Source organism: Burkholderia pyrrocinia, assembly GCF_001028665.1.
Lineage (GTDB): Bacteria > Pseudomonadota > Gammaproteobacteria > Burkholderiales > Burkholderiaceae > Burkholderia > Burkholderia pyrrocinia.
On sequence record NZ_CP011505.1, the window covers coordinates 402,456 to 418,944 of the forward strand.

The window sequence follows — 16,489 nt, forward strand, 5'->3', positions numbered from 1 at the left end:
GAGGAACAATGAATCCCGACGTCCGTGCACGTTTCGAAACCGAGTTCGCGCCGCGCATCGCGGCGCGTGTGCTCGACCTGTACCGGCCTGGCGAAGTGAAGGTCGATGTCGTGCCGCACGACGGGCAGGGCAGCCCGACCTGCGTCGACGTGATCGGCCTCACGTCGACCGTCGGTTTGCCGAACCCGTTGAATGCGCGGCTCGCGTGGCGCGACGATGCGATCGACGATCTGCTGGCCGAGCGCGACCGCGGCCGCTTCGACCGTTATCTCGCGGCGCTGCCCGTCACGATCGAACGATGGCAGATGGAATTGCCGGTCGACTTCAGCACGCGGACCCAGCGCGACCGCGAGATCCTGATCGGCGATCTGGATTTCGATGCGTGATCGCGCCGTGCCGTTCGCACGTGATGGGTGGACGGCGATCCCTGTGATCCGGACGATTCAGGGCCGCGCCGCAATCTCGTCGAGATGCCACAGCAGATCCGCCGGATCGTCGTACACGCGCAGCGCGCCCGCGCGTTCCAGTTCGTCGCTGCCGTAGCCGCCCGACAGCAGCCCGACGCCGAGCGCGCGGCAGCGGCTGGCGGCGAGCATGTCCCAGATGCTGTCGCCGACGACCACCGTGTGTTCGATCGGCACGTTCAGTTGCGCGGCCGCGGTCAGGAACAGGTCGGGGTCCGGTTTCGCATATTTCACCTGGTCGCGCGTGACGACGACGTTCTTTGCCGGATCGACGCCGAGCGCCTCGAGATTGATGGCGGCCGTTTCCATCCGCCCGCTGGTGGCGATCGCCCAGCGGATGCCCGCGCTCGACAGCGCGGCGAGCAGTTCGCGTGCGCCCGGCAGCGGACGAACCTGCGCGCGCAGCCGCTGGTACGCGGCCGCATGCAGCCGGGCGAGCCGTTCGACGCGCTCGGCGTCGATGTCGCCCGCCGTCTCGCGCAGCAGCTGGTTCAGGAAGAGGCCGCCGCTCATCCCGATCTTGCGGTGGATGCGCCATACCGACAGTTCGATGCCCTCGGCATCGAGCGCTTCCTTCCACGCGAGCACGTGCTGATAGACGCTGTCGACGAGCGTGCCGTCGAGATCGAACAGAAAAGACGTTTCAATGCGCATGTGAATCTCCTGGCCCGATCGGGTTCGGGCGAATCGTCGGTGAAAATCCTGTCGACACATTATCGGCGCACGGCCATGTCATGAGCATGTCCCGTTTCCGCGCCGTGCCGTGCCGCGATGAGTCAAGCGCCGCTGGTACAATCGCGGCGATGCGCCGGGCCGGGCTTTCCGCGCCGTACGCGCCCCCAACCCTCGTCTCGTCGATTCCAGGTATGGCAACACCGGATGCCGTCAGTTCCCAGCATGCGTGGTGGGGCGTATTGGCCCTGGCACTCACTGCCTTCATCTTCAATACCACCGAGTTCGTGCCCGTCGCGCTGCTCAGCGCGATCGGCGACAGCCTGCACATGCAGCCGACCGACGTCGGCCTGATGCTGACGATCTATGCGTGGGCCGTCGCCGTCGTATCGCTGCCGCTGACGCTGGTCACGCGTCATGTCGAGCGCCGCAGGCTGCTGGTCTGGGCGCTGGTGGTGTTCATCGTCAGCCACATCGTGACCGGTGTCGCGTGGAATTTCGCGGTGCTGATGGTCGGGCGGCTGGGCATTGCGTGCGCGCACGCGGTGTTCTGGTCGATTTCCGTCCCGCTGGCCGTGCGGCTCGCGCCGAGCGACCGGAAAAGCCGCGCGCTCAGCATGCTGGCGATGGGTACGTCGATCGCGATGGTCGCCGGCATTCCGCTCGGGCGCGTGATCGGCGAGGCGTTCGGCTGGCGCGTCACGTTCCTGATCATCGCGGGCGCGGCGGGCATCGCGCTGTTGCTGCTGCGCGCGACGTTACCCGAACTCCCGAGCCAGGGCGCGGGCTCCGTCAGCAGCATCGGCGTCTTTCTGCGCAAGCCGGCGCTGGTGGCGCTGTACGCGATCACCGTGCTCGTCGTGTCCGCGCACTTCACGTCGTACACGTACATCGAACCCTTCGTCCAGAGCGTGAACCACGCGAGCAACAGCCGGATCACCTATGTGCTGATCCTGTTCGGCATCGCCGGCATGCCGGCCGCGATCTGCTTCAACCGCGTCTATCCGCACCAGCCGGACAAGTTCCTGCTGGCGTCGATCGTCGCGTTGTCGGGCTGCCTGCTGATCCTGTTCCCGTGCGCGCTGAACATCGTCACGCTATCCGTGCATACGCTGGTCTGGGGCGGGGCGATCGTCTGTTTCGGCCTCGCGATGCAGGCGTGGGTGCTGAAGCTGGCGCCGGAGGGGACCGACCTGGCCGTGTCGATCTTCTCGGGCCTGTACAACGTCGGCATCGGCGCTGGCGCGCTGCTCGGCAACCATATCGCGGGCGACTTCGGGCTGCCGTGGGTCGGCACCTTCGGCGGCGTGGTCGGTGCGTTCGCGGTCGGGATCGCATGGCTTGCGTTGCGCCTGCACGCGAAACGGGCGGTGGTGCAGCCGACAGCGGCCACCGGTATGTAGTGACGGCGGTACGAACCGAGGCCTTCGCTTCCCGTACGACGAACCCGGATGCGCGAACCGGCAGCGCGCAGTCAGTGCGCGCTGTCAGTCCGGTTACGCAACGATGAACGGCCACGACATTCCGGATCGCGCTTCAGGCGTCATGCAATCGAATAGCCGCCGTCGGCCACGAGCGCATGCCCCGACACATAGCTGGAATCGTCCGATGCGAGGAACGCGACGATCGTCGCCATTTCCTCGGCGGATCCCCACCGTCCTGCCGGTGTCGCTGCGGCAAAGCCCTGCCGTGCATCGTCCGACGGCCAGATGCCGCGGTGATGGAACGGCGTTTCGATCAGCCCGGGGCACAGTGCGTTGACGCGCACGCCTCGTTTGAACCACTCGATCGAAGCCGTCTTCGTCATCCCGATCACCGCGTGCTTGCTCGCGATATAGACCGACGCATTCTCGAAGCCGATGAGCCCGCCCATCGATGCATTGTTGATGATGCTGCCCGAACCCTGGCGCAGCATGATTTCGGCCGCGTACTTCATCGAATTGAACACGCCGCGCACATTCGGTTCGAACACCATGTCGAAGCGTTCGGCATCCTGCTCGAGCAGTGGCGCGAACACACCTTCCGTGCCGGCATTGTTGAACGCGATGTCGAGGCGTCCGTAGGTCGATACCGTGAAGTCGAAGAGCTTGCGGAGATCGTCTTCGCTCGCGACGTCCGCGACGAAGGCCTTCGCTTCGCCGCCGGCGGTCGTGATTTCGTCGACCAGTCGATCGAGTTCGGTCTTGCGCCGCGCGGAGACGACGACCTTTGCGCCGCGACGGGCGAGTTCGATCGCAGATGCGCGGCCAATGCCGGAACTGGCACCCGTCACCAGTGCGATGCGGCCCTCGAGTTGAGCCGGATGTGTGCTTGCGTTCATGATGAGATGCTCCAGAGTGGTTGACCATCCACGTCGAAACGACGTCTGGTGCTTATTGTGGTCGTTCGTCGGTCGAGAAAAAATGGAACAATGGCGCATTCAGAATTCCTGTCGCAGGAATTAAAATCGCTTCTTCGCGAGCGTCAAAGGGGTTCCTCATGCTCAACCGGCTCGACATCCTGAAGATCTTTTCCGCGGCGGCCGCGGCGCCCACGTTCCGCGAGGCGGCGGCGCGTCTCGGCGTGTCGCCGCAGGTCGTCACGCGCGCGGTGCGCGAACTCGAAGAGATGCTGGGCGAAACCCTGTTCCACCGGACGACCCGGAGTATCCGGATTACGGCCTTCGGGCAGTCGTTTGCGCTTGAAGCGCAGGCGGCGCTTTCTGCCGTCGACGGGCTGTTCGGGCCCGCGAACGGTCAGCCCGATGAACCGGTCGGCATCGTCAGGATCACGGCCCCGTCAGGCATGGGGCGTTTTTACGTCCAGCCGATCCTGACCGATCTCGTGCAGCGGTATCCGGGTCTCGTGCCTGACCTGAGGCTGTCGGATGTGCCTTCGCCGGTGGTCGACGAACAGATCGACATCGGCGTGCGGGTCGGGGCGATCGGAGACAACCGCTTTGTCGCGCGAATGGTCGGGCCGCTGCCGATGTGGGTCGTTGGCGCACCGTCGCTGATCAAACGGCTGGGTGAGCCGAAAAACCTCAAGGCACTCGAATCGATGCCGGTGACGTGCCTGATCGACCGCGCGAGTGGCCGGGCGTGGCCGTGGATTTTTCGCGGGGAGCAACAATTCAAGCCGGTGTCGCCGGTCTATCTGACGGACGATGCCGAGGCGGAGATCGAGGCCGTGTGCGCGGGGTTGGGATTCGGCCAGTGCTCGGAATATCTCGTCCGGCAATACATCAAGAAGGGGCGCCTGGTGCGGTTGCTGTCCAGCCTCGAACCCGAACCGTGGAAGTTGCACGTCTATCGGCCGCGGCGTGGCCCGATACCCCGTCGTATCCGGGTGGTGTACGACGAACTGGTGGCGAAGCTGGCGCAGGCAACGTGGCGAGGATAGCCGGTGGCGCCAGGTTGAGTCGGCGCCACCGACCGGCCGGTAAAGGTTGCCGCGCCATGCTCCGGATGGGGACCTGACGAGGTTCGCCGCCCCGCGTCGGAGGGCACGTGGAAAGCCGACATATTGCGGCGTCATCATGGGGCCGACGCACCGGCGCCCGGTGCCCGACGATCGACTGGAGACCCTGCATGCCGATACCCCGGATTGAAACGCGCGACGCGATGGGCGATCCCGATGTCGTTTATGTGAACCCGGATCACGTGCTCTGGATGTCGCTGCCGACCGCCGCGCACCGGCGGCCGGACAGCATGGCCATCCGCGTGGACGATCGCGTCAAGGGCGGCAGTTTGCTGATGGCCGACCTTCCGCCGGCCGCTCAACTTCTGCAGGACCTCGGCCCGTTCGTGACGGTGACGCTGGCGAACCCGTCGTCCGACTATCCGGAGGGTCTCGTGCATATCCGTGCGCATGCGATCGTCAAGATCGCGACGGACGAGCACGACAAGCCGCTGGCCGACCGGACGCTGGGCTGGGTCCATGTCCAGGACGGCTCGGCTTTCAAGGTCAGGGATTACGCCGGCGTGGCCGCGCAATGGCAGGCGTCGGTCGCAGCGGCTGGCCGCTGACCGGCCATTCACGCATGCCGGATGAAGCAGCGGCCCGTCGTGCCGCTGCCGTCCGGCCCGCTTTCCCCTCAGGAAAACCCTTGGTTTACCGCGACGACCGCTGATTTCCGCGGTCGCTACCCGTCTGCAAGCGGCCGCAGCGCAACGCGCGAACCGCCGTATCCCGCACCCGTTCTCATCCCGCTCCAGCAAGGCGCCGTGCACCGATAACCAGCCAATATAGGTATGGTGCACCGCAGTGATTCGCGTATATTTCCGAATTTCAATACCTGTCAGGTATGAAAATCCGAGGCCAAAAGTATTGGACGGTGCATTTGCCCGGCGCGTATAAATCCGTCCCATGAACTCCCCACAAGCAGCGCGCCCCATGTCCTCCGCCACCGTCGAACGCATCGAAACCCGTCTCGTCGACCTGCCGACGATCCGCCCGCACAAGCTGTCGGTCGCGACGATGCACGGCCAGACGCTGATGCTCGTGCAGGTGTTCTGCAGCGACGGCGTGACGGGCATCGGCGAAGGCACCACGATCGCGGGCATGGCCTACGGCCCCGAAAGCCCCGAGGCGATGAAGCTCGCGATCGACACTTACCTCGCACCGGCGATCGTCGGCAAGGACGCGACGCGCATCCAGGCGCTGATGGCATTCGTCGGCAAGCTCGCGAAGGTCAACCACTTCGCGAAGAGCGCGCTCGAAACCGCGCTGCTCGACGCGCACGGCAAGCGGCTCGGCGTGCCGGTCAGCGAACTGCTCGGCGGCCGCCGGCGCGACCGCCTGCCGGTCGCATGGACGCTCGCTTCCGGCGACACGGCCACCGACATCGCCGAAGCCGAACGGATGCTCGACCTGCGCCGCCACAATGTGTTCAAGCTGAAGATCGGCGCGAAGGCGCCGGAAGCGGATATCCGGCACGTGGCCGAGATCAAGAAGGCCGTCGGCGATCGCGCGTCGGTGCGCGTCGACGTGAACATGGCGTGGAGCGAAACGCAGGCCGTGCGCGCGATTCCGGCGCTGGCCGATGCCGGCTGCGAACTGGTCGAGCAGCCGGTCGCGTCGGCCGCGGCGCTCGCGCGCCTGATGCGCCGTTTCCCGGTCGCGCTGATGGCCGACGAAATCCTGCAGGGCCCCGACAGCGCGTTCGACATCGCGAAGCATCACGGCGCGGACGTGTTCGCGATCAAGATCGAACAGAGCGGCGGGCTCTTCGCGGCACAACGCGTGGCCGCGATCGCGGACGCGGCCGGCATCGAGCTGTACGGCGGCACGATGCTCGAAGGCGCGTTCGGCACGGTTGCCTCCGCGCACCTGTTCGCGAGTTTCGCGAACCTGCAGTGGGGCACCGAACTGTTCGGGCCGCTGCTGATCACCGAAGAGATCCTGACGCAGCCGCTGGATTACAGCGAGTTCGAACTGACCGTGCCGGACGGCCCCGGTCTCGGCATCGAACTCGACGAGGACAAGGTCAGGCGTTTCACCCGCGACGGGCTGACGAAAGTCGCGCGGTAACCCGAGTCACGCAAAGCCGTCATTCCCCTAAAACCACGTGGAGACATCATCATGAGCGTCAAAGTTTTCGATACCCGGGAAGTGCAGGATCTGCTGAAGGCCGCGTCGAATGCCGGCGGGAGCGGCGGCAACGCGCGTACGCAGCAGGTCGTGCTGCGCCTGCTCGGCGACCTGTTCAAGGCGATCGACGATCTCGACATCACGCCCGACGAAGTGTGGGCCGGCGTCAACTACCTGAACAAGCTCGGTCAGGATGGCGAAGCAGCGCTGCTCGCGGCCGGCCTCGGCCTCGAGAAGTATCTCGACATCCGGATGGACGCCGAGGACAAGGCGGTCGGCCTCGACGGCGGCACGCCGCGCACGATCGAAGGGCCGCTGTATGTGGCGGGCGCGCCGGTGCGCGACGGCGTATCGAAGATCGACCTCGACGCGGACGACGGCGCGGGCCCGCTCGTGATCCACGGCACGGTGACCGGCCTCGACGGCAAGCCGGTCGCGGGCGCGGTGGTCGAATGCTGGCACGCGAACTCGAAAGGCTTCTACTCGCACTTCGACCCGACCGGCGCGCAGACCGAGTTCAACCTGCGCGGCGCGGTGAAGACGGGCGCCGACGGCAAGTACGAATTCCGCACGCTGATGCCGGTCGGCTACGGCTGCCCGCCGCAGGGCGCGACCCAGCAACTGCTGAACGGCCTCGGCCGCCACGGCAACCGCCCGGCGCACGTGCACTTCTTCGTCGACAGCAACGACCACCGCAAGCTGACGACGCAGTTCAACATCGACGGCGATCCGCTGATCTGGGATGACTTCGCGTATGCGACGCGCGAGGAACTGATCCCGCCGGTGGTCGGCAAGACCGGTGGCACGGCGCTCGGCATGAAGGCCGATGCGTACCAGGACATCGAGTTCAACTTCGTGCTGACGCCGCTGGTACAGGGCCAGGACAACCAGATCGTCCACCGCCTGCGCGCAGCCGCGACGGCGTAACCGCCCGACGGCGCGGCGCGGATGCGCCGCCGCCGGCCGGGTTCCCCCGAGATTCAACCGATACCGATGCGAGCGTGCGTTGCAGGACGCGGCACGCGCATGGGAGGAGCCAGCATGTCCGCCACCCTCGACCAAGCCAACGAACTGGATCACCTGCTCGCCACCGCCGTGCAGGATGACAAGGCGGCCGGCGTATTCCGCTGCCGCCGCGACATCTTCACCAACGCGGAACTGTACGAGCTCGAGATGAAGCACATCTTCGAGAGCAACTGGGTGTACCTGGCGCACGAAAGCCAGATCCCGGACAACAACGACTACTACACGACGTGGATCGGCCGCCAGCCGGTGGTCATCACGCGCGACAAGACCGGCGAGCTGCACGCGGTGATCAATGCATGCGCCCACAAGGGCGCGATGCTGTGCCGCCGCAAGCACGGCAACAAGGGCAGCTTCACGTGCCCGTTCCACGGCTGGACGTTCTCGAACACCGGCAAGCTGCTGAAGGTGAAGGACGAGAAGACGACCGAGTATCCGGTGCAGTTCAACACGAACGGGTCGCACGACCTGAAGAAGGTCGCGCGCTTCGCGAACTATCGCGGCTTCCTGTTCGGCAGCCTCAGCGCCGACGTGCTGCCGCTCGAGGACTACCTCGGCGAAACGCGCGTGATCATCGACCAGATCGTCGACCAGGCGCCGAACGGGCTCGAAGTGCTGCGCGGCAACTCGTCCTACATCTACGAAGGCAACTGGAAGATGCAGATGGAGAACGGTTGCGACGGCTACCACGTCAGCACCGTGCACTGGAACTACGCGGCGACGATGGGCCGCCGCAAGGAAGACGGCACCAAGGCCGTCGACGCGAACAGCTGGAGCAAGTCGGTCGCCGGCGTGTACGGGTTCGACAACGGCCACATCCTGCTATGGACGAAAACGATGAACCCGGAAGTGCGGCCCGTGTACCAGCACCGTGAAGAGATCAAGGCGCGTGTCGGCGACGTGCAGGCCGATTTCATCGTCAACCAGACGCGCAACCTGTGCGTGTACCCGAACGTGTTCCTGATGGACCAGTTCAGCACGCAGATTCGCGTCGTGCGGCCGCTCGGCGTCGACAGGACCGAAGTCACCATTTTCTGTTTCGCGCCGAAGGGCGAGAGCGAAGCCGACCGCACGCTCCGCATTCGCCAGTACGAGGATTTCTTCAACGTGACGGGCATGGGCACCGCCGACGATCTCGAGGAGTTCCGCGCATGCCAGGCAGGCTACGCGGGTATCACGGCGATGTGGAACGACCTGTCGCGCGGTGCGCCGCTGTGGGTCGACGGCCCGGACGAGAACGCGAGGAAGATGGGGCTGAACCCGCGCATTTCGGGCGAGCGCAGCGAGGACGAAGGGCTGTTCGTGTGCCAGCACGAACACTGGGTGCAGGTGATGCGCGATGCGCTGAAGAAGGAACGCGGGGAGGTGGCGGCATGAACTTCGATTACCGGACTGTCTGCGCGGCGCTGTATCGCGAAGCGCGCCTGCTCGACGATCACCAGTGGGACGAGTGGCTGACCTGCTACACGGAAGACGTCACGTACTGGATGCCCGCGTGGGACGACGACGATCGGCCGACCGACGACCACCAGAGCCAGATCTCGCTGATGTACTACCCGGATCGCGGCGGCCTCGAGGATCGCGTGTTCCGGATCAAGACCGAGCGCAGCGGCGCGTCGACGCCCGAGCCGCGCACCAGCCACAACGTGACGAACGTCGAGGTGCTGGCCGAACGCGAGAACGAAGTGGACGTGCGCTACAACTTTCACACGCTGAACCATCGTTACCGCGTGACCGATCACTTCTTCGGCACGATGTTCGTCACGTTGCGCAAGGCGGGCGGCGAGTGGCTGATCTCGTACAAGAAGATCGTGCTGAAGAACGACTACATCCGGCAGGTGCTCGACGTCTATCACGTCTGACGCCGTTGTTTTGTCATGAAGGGAAGTGGAGGTGATGCCATGTCCAGCTACAAGATTGCACTGAATTTCGAGGACGGGGTGACCCGCTTCATCGACTGCAAGGCCGGCGAGAAAGTCCTCGACGCGGCCTTCCGCGCGAAGATCAACCTGCCGATGGACTGTTCCGACGGCGTGTGCGGCACCTGCAAGTGCCGCGCCGAAAGCGGCAGCTACGACCTCGGCGACGACTACATCGACGACGCGCTCACCGAAGACGAAAAGGACAGCGGCCTCGTGCTGACCTGCCAGATGGTGCCGCAAGGCGATTGCGTGATCGCGGTGCCGACGTCGTCGGTCGCGTGCAAGACCGGCCAGGGCGGGTTCGCCGCGACGGTGACGAAGGTCGAGCAGCACAACGATGCGGCCGTCGTGCTCGAACTCGCCGTCGGCGAGTCCGCGCCGGTGTTCCTGCCGGGTCAGTACGTGAACATCGATGTGCCCGCGAGCGGCCAGCACCGTTCGTATTCCTTCTCGTCAGCGCCGGCCGATGCGAAGGTCAGTTTCCTGATCAAGAAGATTCCCGGCGGCGTGATGAGCACGTGGCTCGAGTCGGCGCAGCCGGGCGACAAGCTGGAACTGCACGGGCCGCTTGGCAGCTTCTACCTGCGCGACGTGCAGCGTCCGCTGCTGCTCCTCGCGGGCGGCACGGGCCTTGCGCCGTTCCTGTCGATGCTCGAGGTGCTGGCGCGCACCGGTTCGCAGCAGAAGGTGCACCTGATCTACGGCGTGACGCGCGATCTCGATCTCGTGCTGGTCGACGCGATCGAAGCCTGCGCGGCCAAACTGCCGAACTTCAGCTTCGCGACCGTCGTCGCGGACGCTCAATCGAGCCATCCGCGCAAGGGCTGGGTCACGCAGCACATCCCGGCCGATGCGCTGAACGACGGCGACGTCGACGTGTATCTGTGCGGGCCGCCGCCGATGGTCGACGCGGTGCGCAAGTACTTCGACGACGAAGGCGTGAAGCCGAACAGCTTCCACTACGAGAAATTCACCCCCAACGTCACGGCAAAGGCGGCATGACCATGCAACGATTCTCCGGCAAGGTCGTCGTCGTCACCGGCGCGGCGCAGGGCATCGGCCGCGGCGTCGCGCTGCGCGCGGCAGCCGAAGGCGGCAAGGTGCTGTTCGTCGATCGCGCGGATTTCGTCGCCGAGGTGGCGGCCGAAGCGACGGGTGGCGAGACGGCCGGATTCGTCGCGGATCTCGAAACCTACGACGGCGCGCACGCGGCGATTGACTGCGCGGTGCAGACGTTCGGCGGCATCGACATCCTGATCAACGGTGTCGGCGGCGCGATTCGCATGCGCCCGTTCGCCGAATTCGAGCCGGCACAGATCGACGCGGAGATCCGCCGCTCGCTGATGCCGACGCTCTATACCTGTCACGCGGTGCTGCCGCACCTGCTCGCGCGCGGCGGCGGCACGATCGTCAACATCTCGTCGAACGCGACGCGCGGTATCCGCCGCGTGCCGTATTCGGCGGCGAAAGGCGGTGTCAACGCGCTGACGCAGGCGCTCGCGATGGAATACGCGGAGCACAACATCCGCGTCGTCGCGACCGCGCCGGGCGGCACCAGTGCGCCGCCGCGCCGCGTGCCGCGCAATGCGGCCGGCGACAGCGAGCAGGAGCAGGCGTGGATGAGCGAAGCCGTGCGGCAGGTGACCGATTCGACATTCTTCAAGCGCTACGGCAGCCTCGACGAGCAGATCGCGCCGATCCTGTTCCTGGCCTCCGACGAGGCAAGCTACATCACCGGCACGGTGCTGCCGGTCGCGGGCGGCGATACGGGTTGAGCGGCGCGCGGTGAAGCCGCTTGCCTTGCATGTATTCATCGATAACCAACTAGCCGGCCGGCGCCGAGACGCCGGCCACGGAGACATCCATGCGTGATCGCAAAGCCATCGTTCCGGCGGGAATGGAAGCGGTGTACGAAAAAATCGGCTATGCGCCGGGCCTGAAGGTGGGCGATACGCTTTACGTGTCCGGCCAGATCGGCCGCGACGCGGCGCTGCAACTGGTCGAAGGCCGCGAAGCGCAGATCGTGCAGGCGTTCGAGAACCTGAAGCGCGTGCTGGAGGCGGCCGGCGCATCGTTCAACGACGTGGTCGACCTGACGACGTTCCATACCGACATGCGCGACCTGCCGCTGTTCATGCAGGTTCGCGACCGCTACCTCGATGCGCATCCGAAGCCGGCGTGGACGGCGGTCGGCGCGCACATGCTGGGCGGGTCGCCGGGTTATATCATCGAGATCAAGGCGGTGGCGGTGCTGCCCGACTGATCCGGTTCGCCGTCGAACGCTACTTCGCGTCCTCCGGCGTGAGCGGTGCGGGGATGTCGACAAACGACCCTGCCGGCCACTGCTTTCCGTGCCACGTAACCGGTGCGGCCAGAAAACACGATCTCAGCGCGGGCCCGGCCGGCGTGAGGTCGAAATTCGTATTGCCGCAGGGCCAGCCGTCGATGACCGTACCTGCGCTCACTTCTGCCCGGGCCCGGTCGCAACAATTTTCGGGGATGAAGATCAGTCCGTCGATCGGGACGTTGCCGAGCAGGACAGGGCGCGGGCTGTGAATCGACTGCAGCGTGCGCTTTGTACCCCAGCCGAAAAATCCGCCATCGCCGTTGTAGACGGCGTGGCTGCCGGGCGGGAAAGTCACCCCGAGCACCTCCTGAGACCTGATCGTGACCTCTTCCCGGTCGTGGTAGCCGTCGAGCGCGTATTCCCTGAGTAGCTCGGCGCCGCACAACAGGACGGGCAGGAAGAAGAACAGCGCGGTACACGCGACCCGCTTCGGCATCGGCATTCGACGAAGGAGCAGCAGGAACACCAGCAGGGTCATCACGACCCAGAAGGCTGACGCACCCGTGAACGCTGCCATCGCGATACCGCCCAGCTCGCCGGCTTCCGCACGGCTGACGGACGGGACCAGCGCCAACAGCAGCGCCGCCGTCATGGCAAACTTCCTGCAACGGGATCGAACGGGTCGGAGTTGCATCGGTCGTTTCTTCAATGAACGTGGATGGTTATTCGAAGCCGCAAAGGACGACTTTCATGAGCTTGCGCGCGATGGACCTGAGCCGGACGCTCGTCATCGGAAACTCGGGTTCGGGGAAAAGCTGGCTGGCGGAACGTATCGCCGCGTACATCGGCGCCGCCTGCATCGATCTCGATCCGATCCATTGGCTTCCGGGCGGATACAACGCTGCCCGCGAGCGGGCTGACGCGATTCGGCTGGTTCGACAGGCTGCCGGCGCCGATCGCTGGGTCATCGAAGGCATTTACGGCTGGCTGGTCGACGAAGTCAAGCGCGATGCGAGCGCGCTGATCTGGCTGTGCATCGACGAAGCCGAATGCGTGGCCAATATTCGCCATCGCGGCATTCGACGCGGCGGCTCCGCCGAGGTGTTTGCCGCGTTGCAGGATTGGGCCGCGACTTACCGGTCGCGCAGCGGATCAAGTTCACATGCTGGCCACGAGGCCATGTTCAATCGGTTCGCCGGCGACAGGATCATGCTTCGGTCGCGCGATGATGTCACACGGTTTGCCGGTCGGTTGCCGACCTGAACGAAGGCGACTTGACGATACCGGGGCTGCCCGGGCACGCCGCGTGGCACCCGTGCGTTGCGTGCACATTCCCCCGAACGTTGGCCGGTTGTCGATCTGGCGCCGGCGCACGGCATGCGTCCGGGTCGCGCGGTCGCCCCGCGGGGTGGCACGCGGATTGCCGGGTCGTTCGTGTTCCGGCGCGCCGGTCACCACGAACCACGGGCGGAACCGGACATGAAGACGATCGTGAGCGCTAGTATGGATATTGGCCGTGCGACTGCCCAAGCGTTGCCGCGGTGCGGCGCGAATGCCGCGCTTGACCGATGCCCGGCCCGTTGTCGAACCATGCGATCGCTGTCGCCGGCGACGCGGTGATCGACGAACGACACGCATTCGGCGCGCGTATGGCTGCCGGCCTGACGGCAACGTGGCGCCTCATCCGGAGACAAGCGATGACCGAACGCCAGCCCCCCGACATGACGCCTCCGCACGCGGAGCCCAGTGCGCACGACGCGCTCGAACACCTGCTCGGCAGCCTGCACCGGCATGGTTTCCTGCATTTTGCGAACGAGGTCGTCACCGCGAACGCGCGGCTGGCCGACACGTTCGTCGATGCGCTCGACAAGCCGGGCATGCAGAGCGGCATGCAGAATCTCGCGGTGCTGCTGATGGCGCTGTCGCGCATTCCGCCCGAACAGTTCGGCAAGGCCGTGTTCGCGGCGGCGGATGCGCTGCATCACGTGGGCGCGTGGCAGCCGGCACAGCACGAGCACGTTGCGCCCGGCGTGCGCGGCGCGTACCGGTTGCTGCACGACGAAGCGCTGTGGGATGCGTTGACGCCGTTGCTCGAAGGCTTGAAGGTGTTCGCGCAAGGGCTCGCGCGCGATCCGGAACAGGCTGTCGCGGCGTTCGGCGAAAAGACAGCGGGCAAGTGACAGCGCCGCAGACGGCGCCGCATTGTGTGTCGGCCGCGCGCGAGTGCGCGGCCTTGCGCTCACCGGCTCGCGCGTGAAAACAGCAACGAATCGGCGTCGTTGAAGCGGATGCGCACCGGATCCCCATAACCGGCTTTCTCCGCCACGCGGATCGACGCGACGTTGGTCGGCGCGATCAGGCACACGCTGCGTTCGAACCGCTGCTGCGCATCGAGCCACGCGAGCGCGGCCGCGAGCGCCTCGGTCGCGTAGCCCTTGCCGTGCGCCCATGTCGCGAGTGCCCAGCCGGCTTCCGGCACGCCGCGAATCGACGGCTCGATGAGCCGGTGGAAATCGGCGAAGCCGAGATCGCCGACATAACGGCCCGACGCCTTCTCGCGAATCGCCCAGTAGCCGTAACCGAGCAGCGGCCACAGCCCGCGATACGCGAGCATGCGCATCCACGAGTCGCGCGGCGCGGGCGGGGTGCCGTTGAAGATGTGCGCGACGACGTCCGGCTCGGTCCACATCGCGGCGAGCGCGTCGAAGTCGCCGAGCGGATGGCCTTCGAGGACGAGGCGCGGCGTGTCGAGAACGGGCGGGGAGGAGACGGGCGGCATCGCGGTTTCCGGGAGGGCGTAGAACAGGGCGGCCGGGCGGCCGGCACGTCGATGCCGGGTTGCCGACGGTCGTCGACTACGGCCGCATCGGTGATCGGCATGTCGAGCGGCTCGACGTTCGCGATCACGAACAAGTTGCGCTTCATCGGCTTCGACGGATCGGTGACGGCGATCACCCGGCCGGCACGGCAGAGCGCTGAAATGATATCAAAACCCCTCGCCCGGGTGAGTGCGCGCAACGCCGACCTACGGTGCGACATACGGCCCGGGCCAGTAGACCGTCCTTCGCCGCCAAGGATCCTCTCATCCGCCGTAGCGCATGGCACGGCACGGCGGTCGGCATTCGGCGAATGCTGTTCCGACGCGTCGCCCGCGCAAGCGGCAGGCCCGCCATCACGCAAGCGCTGCTTCCCGATGAAACGGATGGTCCGTGTGCCCGTGCGCATCGCCGCCGTAGAACGTCGTGCGGTCTTGGCGCGTCAGCGGCGCACCGCCGCGGCCCGCGGCACGGCCGGGTGAGATTGCACGACCGTCCCGCGCGATAATCGGGATTGCACGTGGCGCGCGTCGTGCGCGCGCCGCATTCCCGATTCGCCACCACCTCTCATCATGACGCTCGAATCCGACTGGCTCAGCCGCTTCATGGCGCTCGTCACGGTCACGGGGAAGCTGGAAATCCGCTGCGCGTTCGGCGCGCCGTGGGCGATCGCGTACGAGCGCTCGCCCGCGCGCGAGATCCCGTATCACGTCGTGCTGCGCGGCCGCGCGATCCTCGAGAATCCCGACGACGGCACGGTGCACGAGCTCGGCGGCGGCGACCTCGTGCTGTTGCCGCACGGCTCCCCGCACGTGCTGCACGACGGCAGCGGGCTGCCGCCGGTGCCGGCGATCAAGCGGCCCGGCGGTCACGTTTTCATCGGCGAGAACGCGGGCACGGGGGCGCGGCTGGACATGTTGTGCGGGCGTTTCGTGGTCGCGCCGCCGCACGACCGGCTGATCCGGCGTCACCTGCCGTCGGATCTCGTCGTGCGCGCGGCGGCGGACAGCCGGACGCCCGATGCGCTGGCCGCGACCGCGCGGCTGACTGCACTCGTGGAACTGATGCGTGCGGAATCGCTCGAGCAGCAGCTCGGCGGCCTCGCGATCCTGAACGCACTGTCGGCGGCGCTGTTCGCGCTCGCGCTGCGCGCGATCAGCGAATCGGGGCAGGCGCCGACCGGCTTGCTGGCGCTGGCCGGCCATCCGCGCCTCGCGCCCGCGATCGTCGCGATGCTCGACGATCCGGCGAGGCCGTGGACGCTGCCCGACCTGGCCGCGCTGTGCAGCATGTCGCGCGCGACCTTCATGCGTCATTTCCAGTCGAAGCTCGGGCACTCGGCCGCCGACCTGCTGACCGACATCCGGATGAGCCTCGCCGCGAATGCGCTGCGCCAGCCGTCGGCCAGCGCCGAGGCCGTGTCGGCCGACGTCGGTTACCAGTCGGTCGCCGCGTTTCGGCGCGTGTTCACGCGCTGGGCGGGGATGACGCCCGGCGACTGGCGGCGCCAGGCGTTCGGCGATCGACGAGATGCGGCAGCAGCGGACGACGGTGTTGCCGACGACGCGGAGTAGGCGGGAAGGGGGCATCGCATCGGGTGTCGTTGGCCCTGACAGCCGTCGCGGGCTGACATGACGCTCTACCGGGTCGCAGCTCAACCGGCTTTCGGTTCACACCGACTGTTGCCGGAACGAACGGTGTGCCGGCGAAGAACAAGGCCTATGCGCGAACCGA

19 protein-coding genes are annotated in these 16,489 nt (G+C 66.5%); 15 read left to right on the forward strand and 4 right to left on the reverse strand.

Features of this window, described 5'->3' with window-relative positions:
- The first annotated feature begins 8 nt into the window (after nt 1–8).
- Nucleotides 9–386: a DUF5594 family protein gene (locus ABD05_RS32015; RefSeq protein ID WP_047904177.1), complete on the forward strand. Its 378-nt coding sequence runs from the start codon at nt 9–11 to the stop codon at nt 384–386.
- A gap of 57 nt (nt 387–443) precedes the next feature.
- Here ABD05_RS32015 and ABD05_RS32020 read toward each other — a convergent pair whose 3' ends face one another.
- A complete protein-coding gene (locus ABD05_RS32020) occupies nt 444–1,118 on the reverse strand; it encodes an HAD family hydrolase (protein WP_047904178.1) in 675 nt (224 codons plus the stop codon).
- Between the two features lie 212 nt (nt 1,119–1,330).
- Here ABD05_RS32020 and ABD05_RS32025 point away from each other — a divergent pair, with 212 nt between their 5' ends.
- Complete coding sequence (locus ABD05_RS32025) at nt 1,331–2,539, forward strand: sugar transporter (protein ID WP_047904179.1); 1,209 nt, start codon at nt 1,331–1,333, stop codon at nt 2,537–2,539.
- Between the two features lie 140 nt (nt 2,540–2,679).
- Here the strand turns inward: ABD05_RS32025 and ABD05_RS32030 are convergent, their stop codons facing one another.
- Entirely contained in the window at nt 2,680–3,456 is a 777-nt protein-coding gene (locus tag ABD05_RS32030; RefSeq protein WP_047904180.1) for an SDR family NAD(P)-dependent oxidoreductase, read from the reverse strand.
- A gap of 158 nt (nt 3,457–3,614) precedes the next feature.
- Here ABD05_RS32030 and ABD05_RS32035 point away from each other — a divergent pair, with 158 nt between their 5' ends.
- The 9 genes from ABD05_RS32035 to ABD05_RS32075 all read left to right on the forward strand — a co-directional run bounded on the left by ABD05_RS32035 (nt 3,615) and on the right by ABD05_RS32075 (nt 11,915).
- Nucleotides 3,615–4,517, forward strand: coding sequence for a LysR family transcriptional regulator (locus tag ABD05_RS32035; protein ID WP_047904181.1), 903 nt, complete (start codon nt 3,615–3,617; stop codon nt 4,515–4,517).
- A gap of 188 nt (nt 4,518–4,705) precedes the next feature.
- Nucleotides 4,706–5,143 carry a hypothetical protein gene (locus ABD05_RS32040; protein ID WP_148669192.1) on the forward strand — a complete coding sequence of 146 codons (438 nt, stop codon included), beginning with the start codon at nt 4,706–4,708 and terminating at the stop codon, nt 5,141–5,143.
- A gap of 367 nt (nt 5,144–5,510) precedes the next feature.
- Nucleotides 5,511–6,647 (forward strand): muconate/chloromuconate family cycloisomerase, encoded by a 1,137-nt coding sequence (locus ABD05_RS32045; RefSeq protein ID WP_047904183.1) that lies wholly within the window; start codon nt 5,511–5,513, stop codon nt 6,645–6,647.
- Between the two features lie 51 nt (nt 6,648–6,698).
- The gene (gene catA, locus ABD05_RS32050; protein WP_047904184.1) at nt 6,699–7,634 is read left to right on the forward strand and encodes a catechol 1,2-dioxygenase; all 936 of its coding nucleotides are present in this window, start codon (nt 6,699–6,701) and stop codon (nt 7,632–7,634) included.
- A 114-nt stretch (nt 7,635–7,748) separates the two neighbouring features.
- Nucleotides 7,749–9,107, forward strand: coding sequence for a Rieske 2Fe-2S domain-containing protein (locus tag ABD05_RS32055; protein WP_047904185.1), 1,359 nt, complete (start codon nt 7,749–7,751; stop codon nt 9,105–9,107).
- The gene (gene benB / locus ABD05_RS32060) at nt 9,104–9,592 is read left to right on the forward strand and encodes a benzoate 1,2-dioxygenase small subunit (RefSeq protein WP_047904186.1); all 489 of its coding nucleotides are present in this window, start codon (nt 9,104–9,106) and stop codon (nt 9,590–9,592) included. The genes ABD05_RS32055 and benB overlap by 4 nt, the downstream gene beginning before the upstream one ends.
- A gap of 39 nt (nt 9,593–9,631) precedes the next feature.
- Nucleotides 9,632–10,654 (forward strand): benzoate 1,2-dioxygenase electron transfer component BenC, encoded by a 1,023-nt coding sequence (gene benC / locus ABD05_RS32065; protein WP_047904187.1) that lies wholly within the window; start codon nt 9,632–9,634, stop codon nt 10,652–10,654.
- On the forward strand, nt 10,651–11,427 hold the full coding sequence (gene benD, locus ABD05_RS32070) for a benzoate diol dehydrogenase BenD (protein WP_047904188.1): 777 nt from the start codon (nt 10,651–10,653) through the stop codon (nt 11,425–11,427). Before benC ends, benD begins: the two co-directional genes overlap by 4 nt.
- Nucleotides 11,428–11,516: 89 nt before the next feature.
- Nucleotides 11,517–11,915 (forward strand): RidA family protein, encoded by a 399-nt coding sequence (locus tag ABD05_RS32075; RefSeq protein WP_047904189.1) that lies wholly within the window; start codon nt 11,517–11,519, stop codon nt 11,913–11,915.
- Nucleotides 11,916–11,934: 19 nt separating this feature from the next.
- On the opposite strand, the gene ABD05_RS32080 is transcribed toward ABD05_RS32075, so the two are convergent.
- Nucleotides 11,935–12,591 (reverse strand): hypothetical protein, encoded by a 657-nt coding sequence (locus tag ABD05_RS32080; protein WP_047904190.1) that lies wholly within the window; start codon nt 12,589–12,591, stop codon nt 11,935–11,937.
- A gap of 98 nt (nt 12,592–12,689) precedes the next feature.
- Between ABD05_RS32080 and ABD05_RS32085 the strand changes: the two genes are divergently transcribed.
- Nucleotides 12,690–13,202 (forward strand): P-loop NTPase family protein, encoded by a 513-nt coding sequence (locus ABD05_RS32085; RefSeq protein ID WP_047904191.1) that lies wholly within the window; start codon nt 12,690–12,692, stop codon nt 13,200–13,202.
- Between the two features lie 434 nt (nt 13,203–13,636).
- Nucleotides 13,637–14,119: a DUF1641 domain-containing protein gene (locus tag ABD05_RS32090; protein ID WP_047904660.1), complete on the forward strand. Its 483-nt coding sequence runs from the start codon at nt 13,637–13,639 to the stop codon at nt 14,117–14,119.
- Between the two features lie 59 nt (nt 14,120–14,178).
- On the opposite strand, the gene ABD05_RS32095 is transcribed toward ABD05_RS32090, so the two are convergent.
- Nucleotides 14,179–14,718 (reverse strand): GNAT family N-acetyltransferase, encoded by a 540-nt coding sequence (locus ABD05_RS32095; protein WP_047904192.1) that lies wholly within the window; start codon nt 14,716–14,718, stop codon nt 14,179–14,181.
- A 59-nt stretch (nt 14,719–14,777) separates the two neighbouring features.
- Between ABD05_RS32095 and ABD05_RS39135 the strand changes: the two genes are divergently transcribed.
- Both ABD05_RS39135 and ABD05_RS32100 read left to right on the forward strand, forming a co-directional pair.
- A complete protein-coding gene (locus tag ABD05_RS39135; protein ID WP_175804844.1) occupies nt 14,778–14,918 on the forward strand; it encodes a hypothetical protein in 141 nt (46 codons plus the stop codon).
- Between the two features lie 409 nt (nt 14,919–15,327).
- On the forward strand, nt 15,328–16,329 hold the full coding sequence (locus tag ABD05_RS32100; RefSeq protein ID WP_047904193.1) for an AraC family transcriptional regulator: 1,002 nt from the start codon (nt 15,328–15,330) through the stop codon (nt 16,327–16,329).
- The last annotated feature ends 160 nt before the right edge of the window (nt 16,330–16,489 follow it).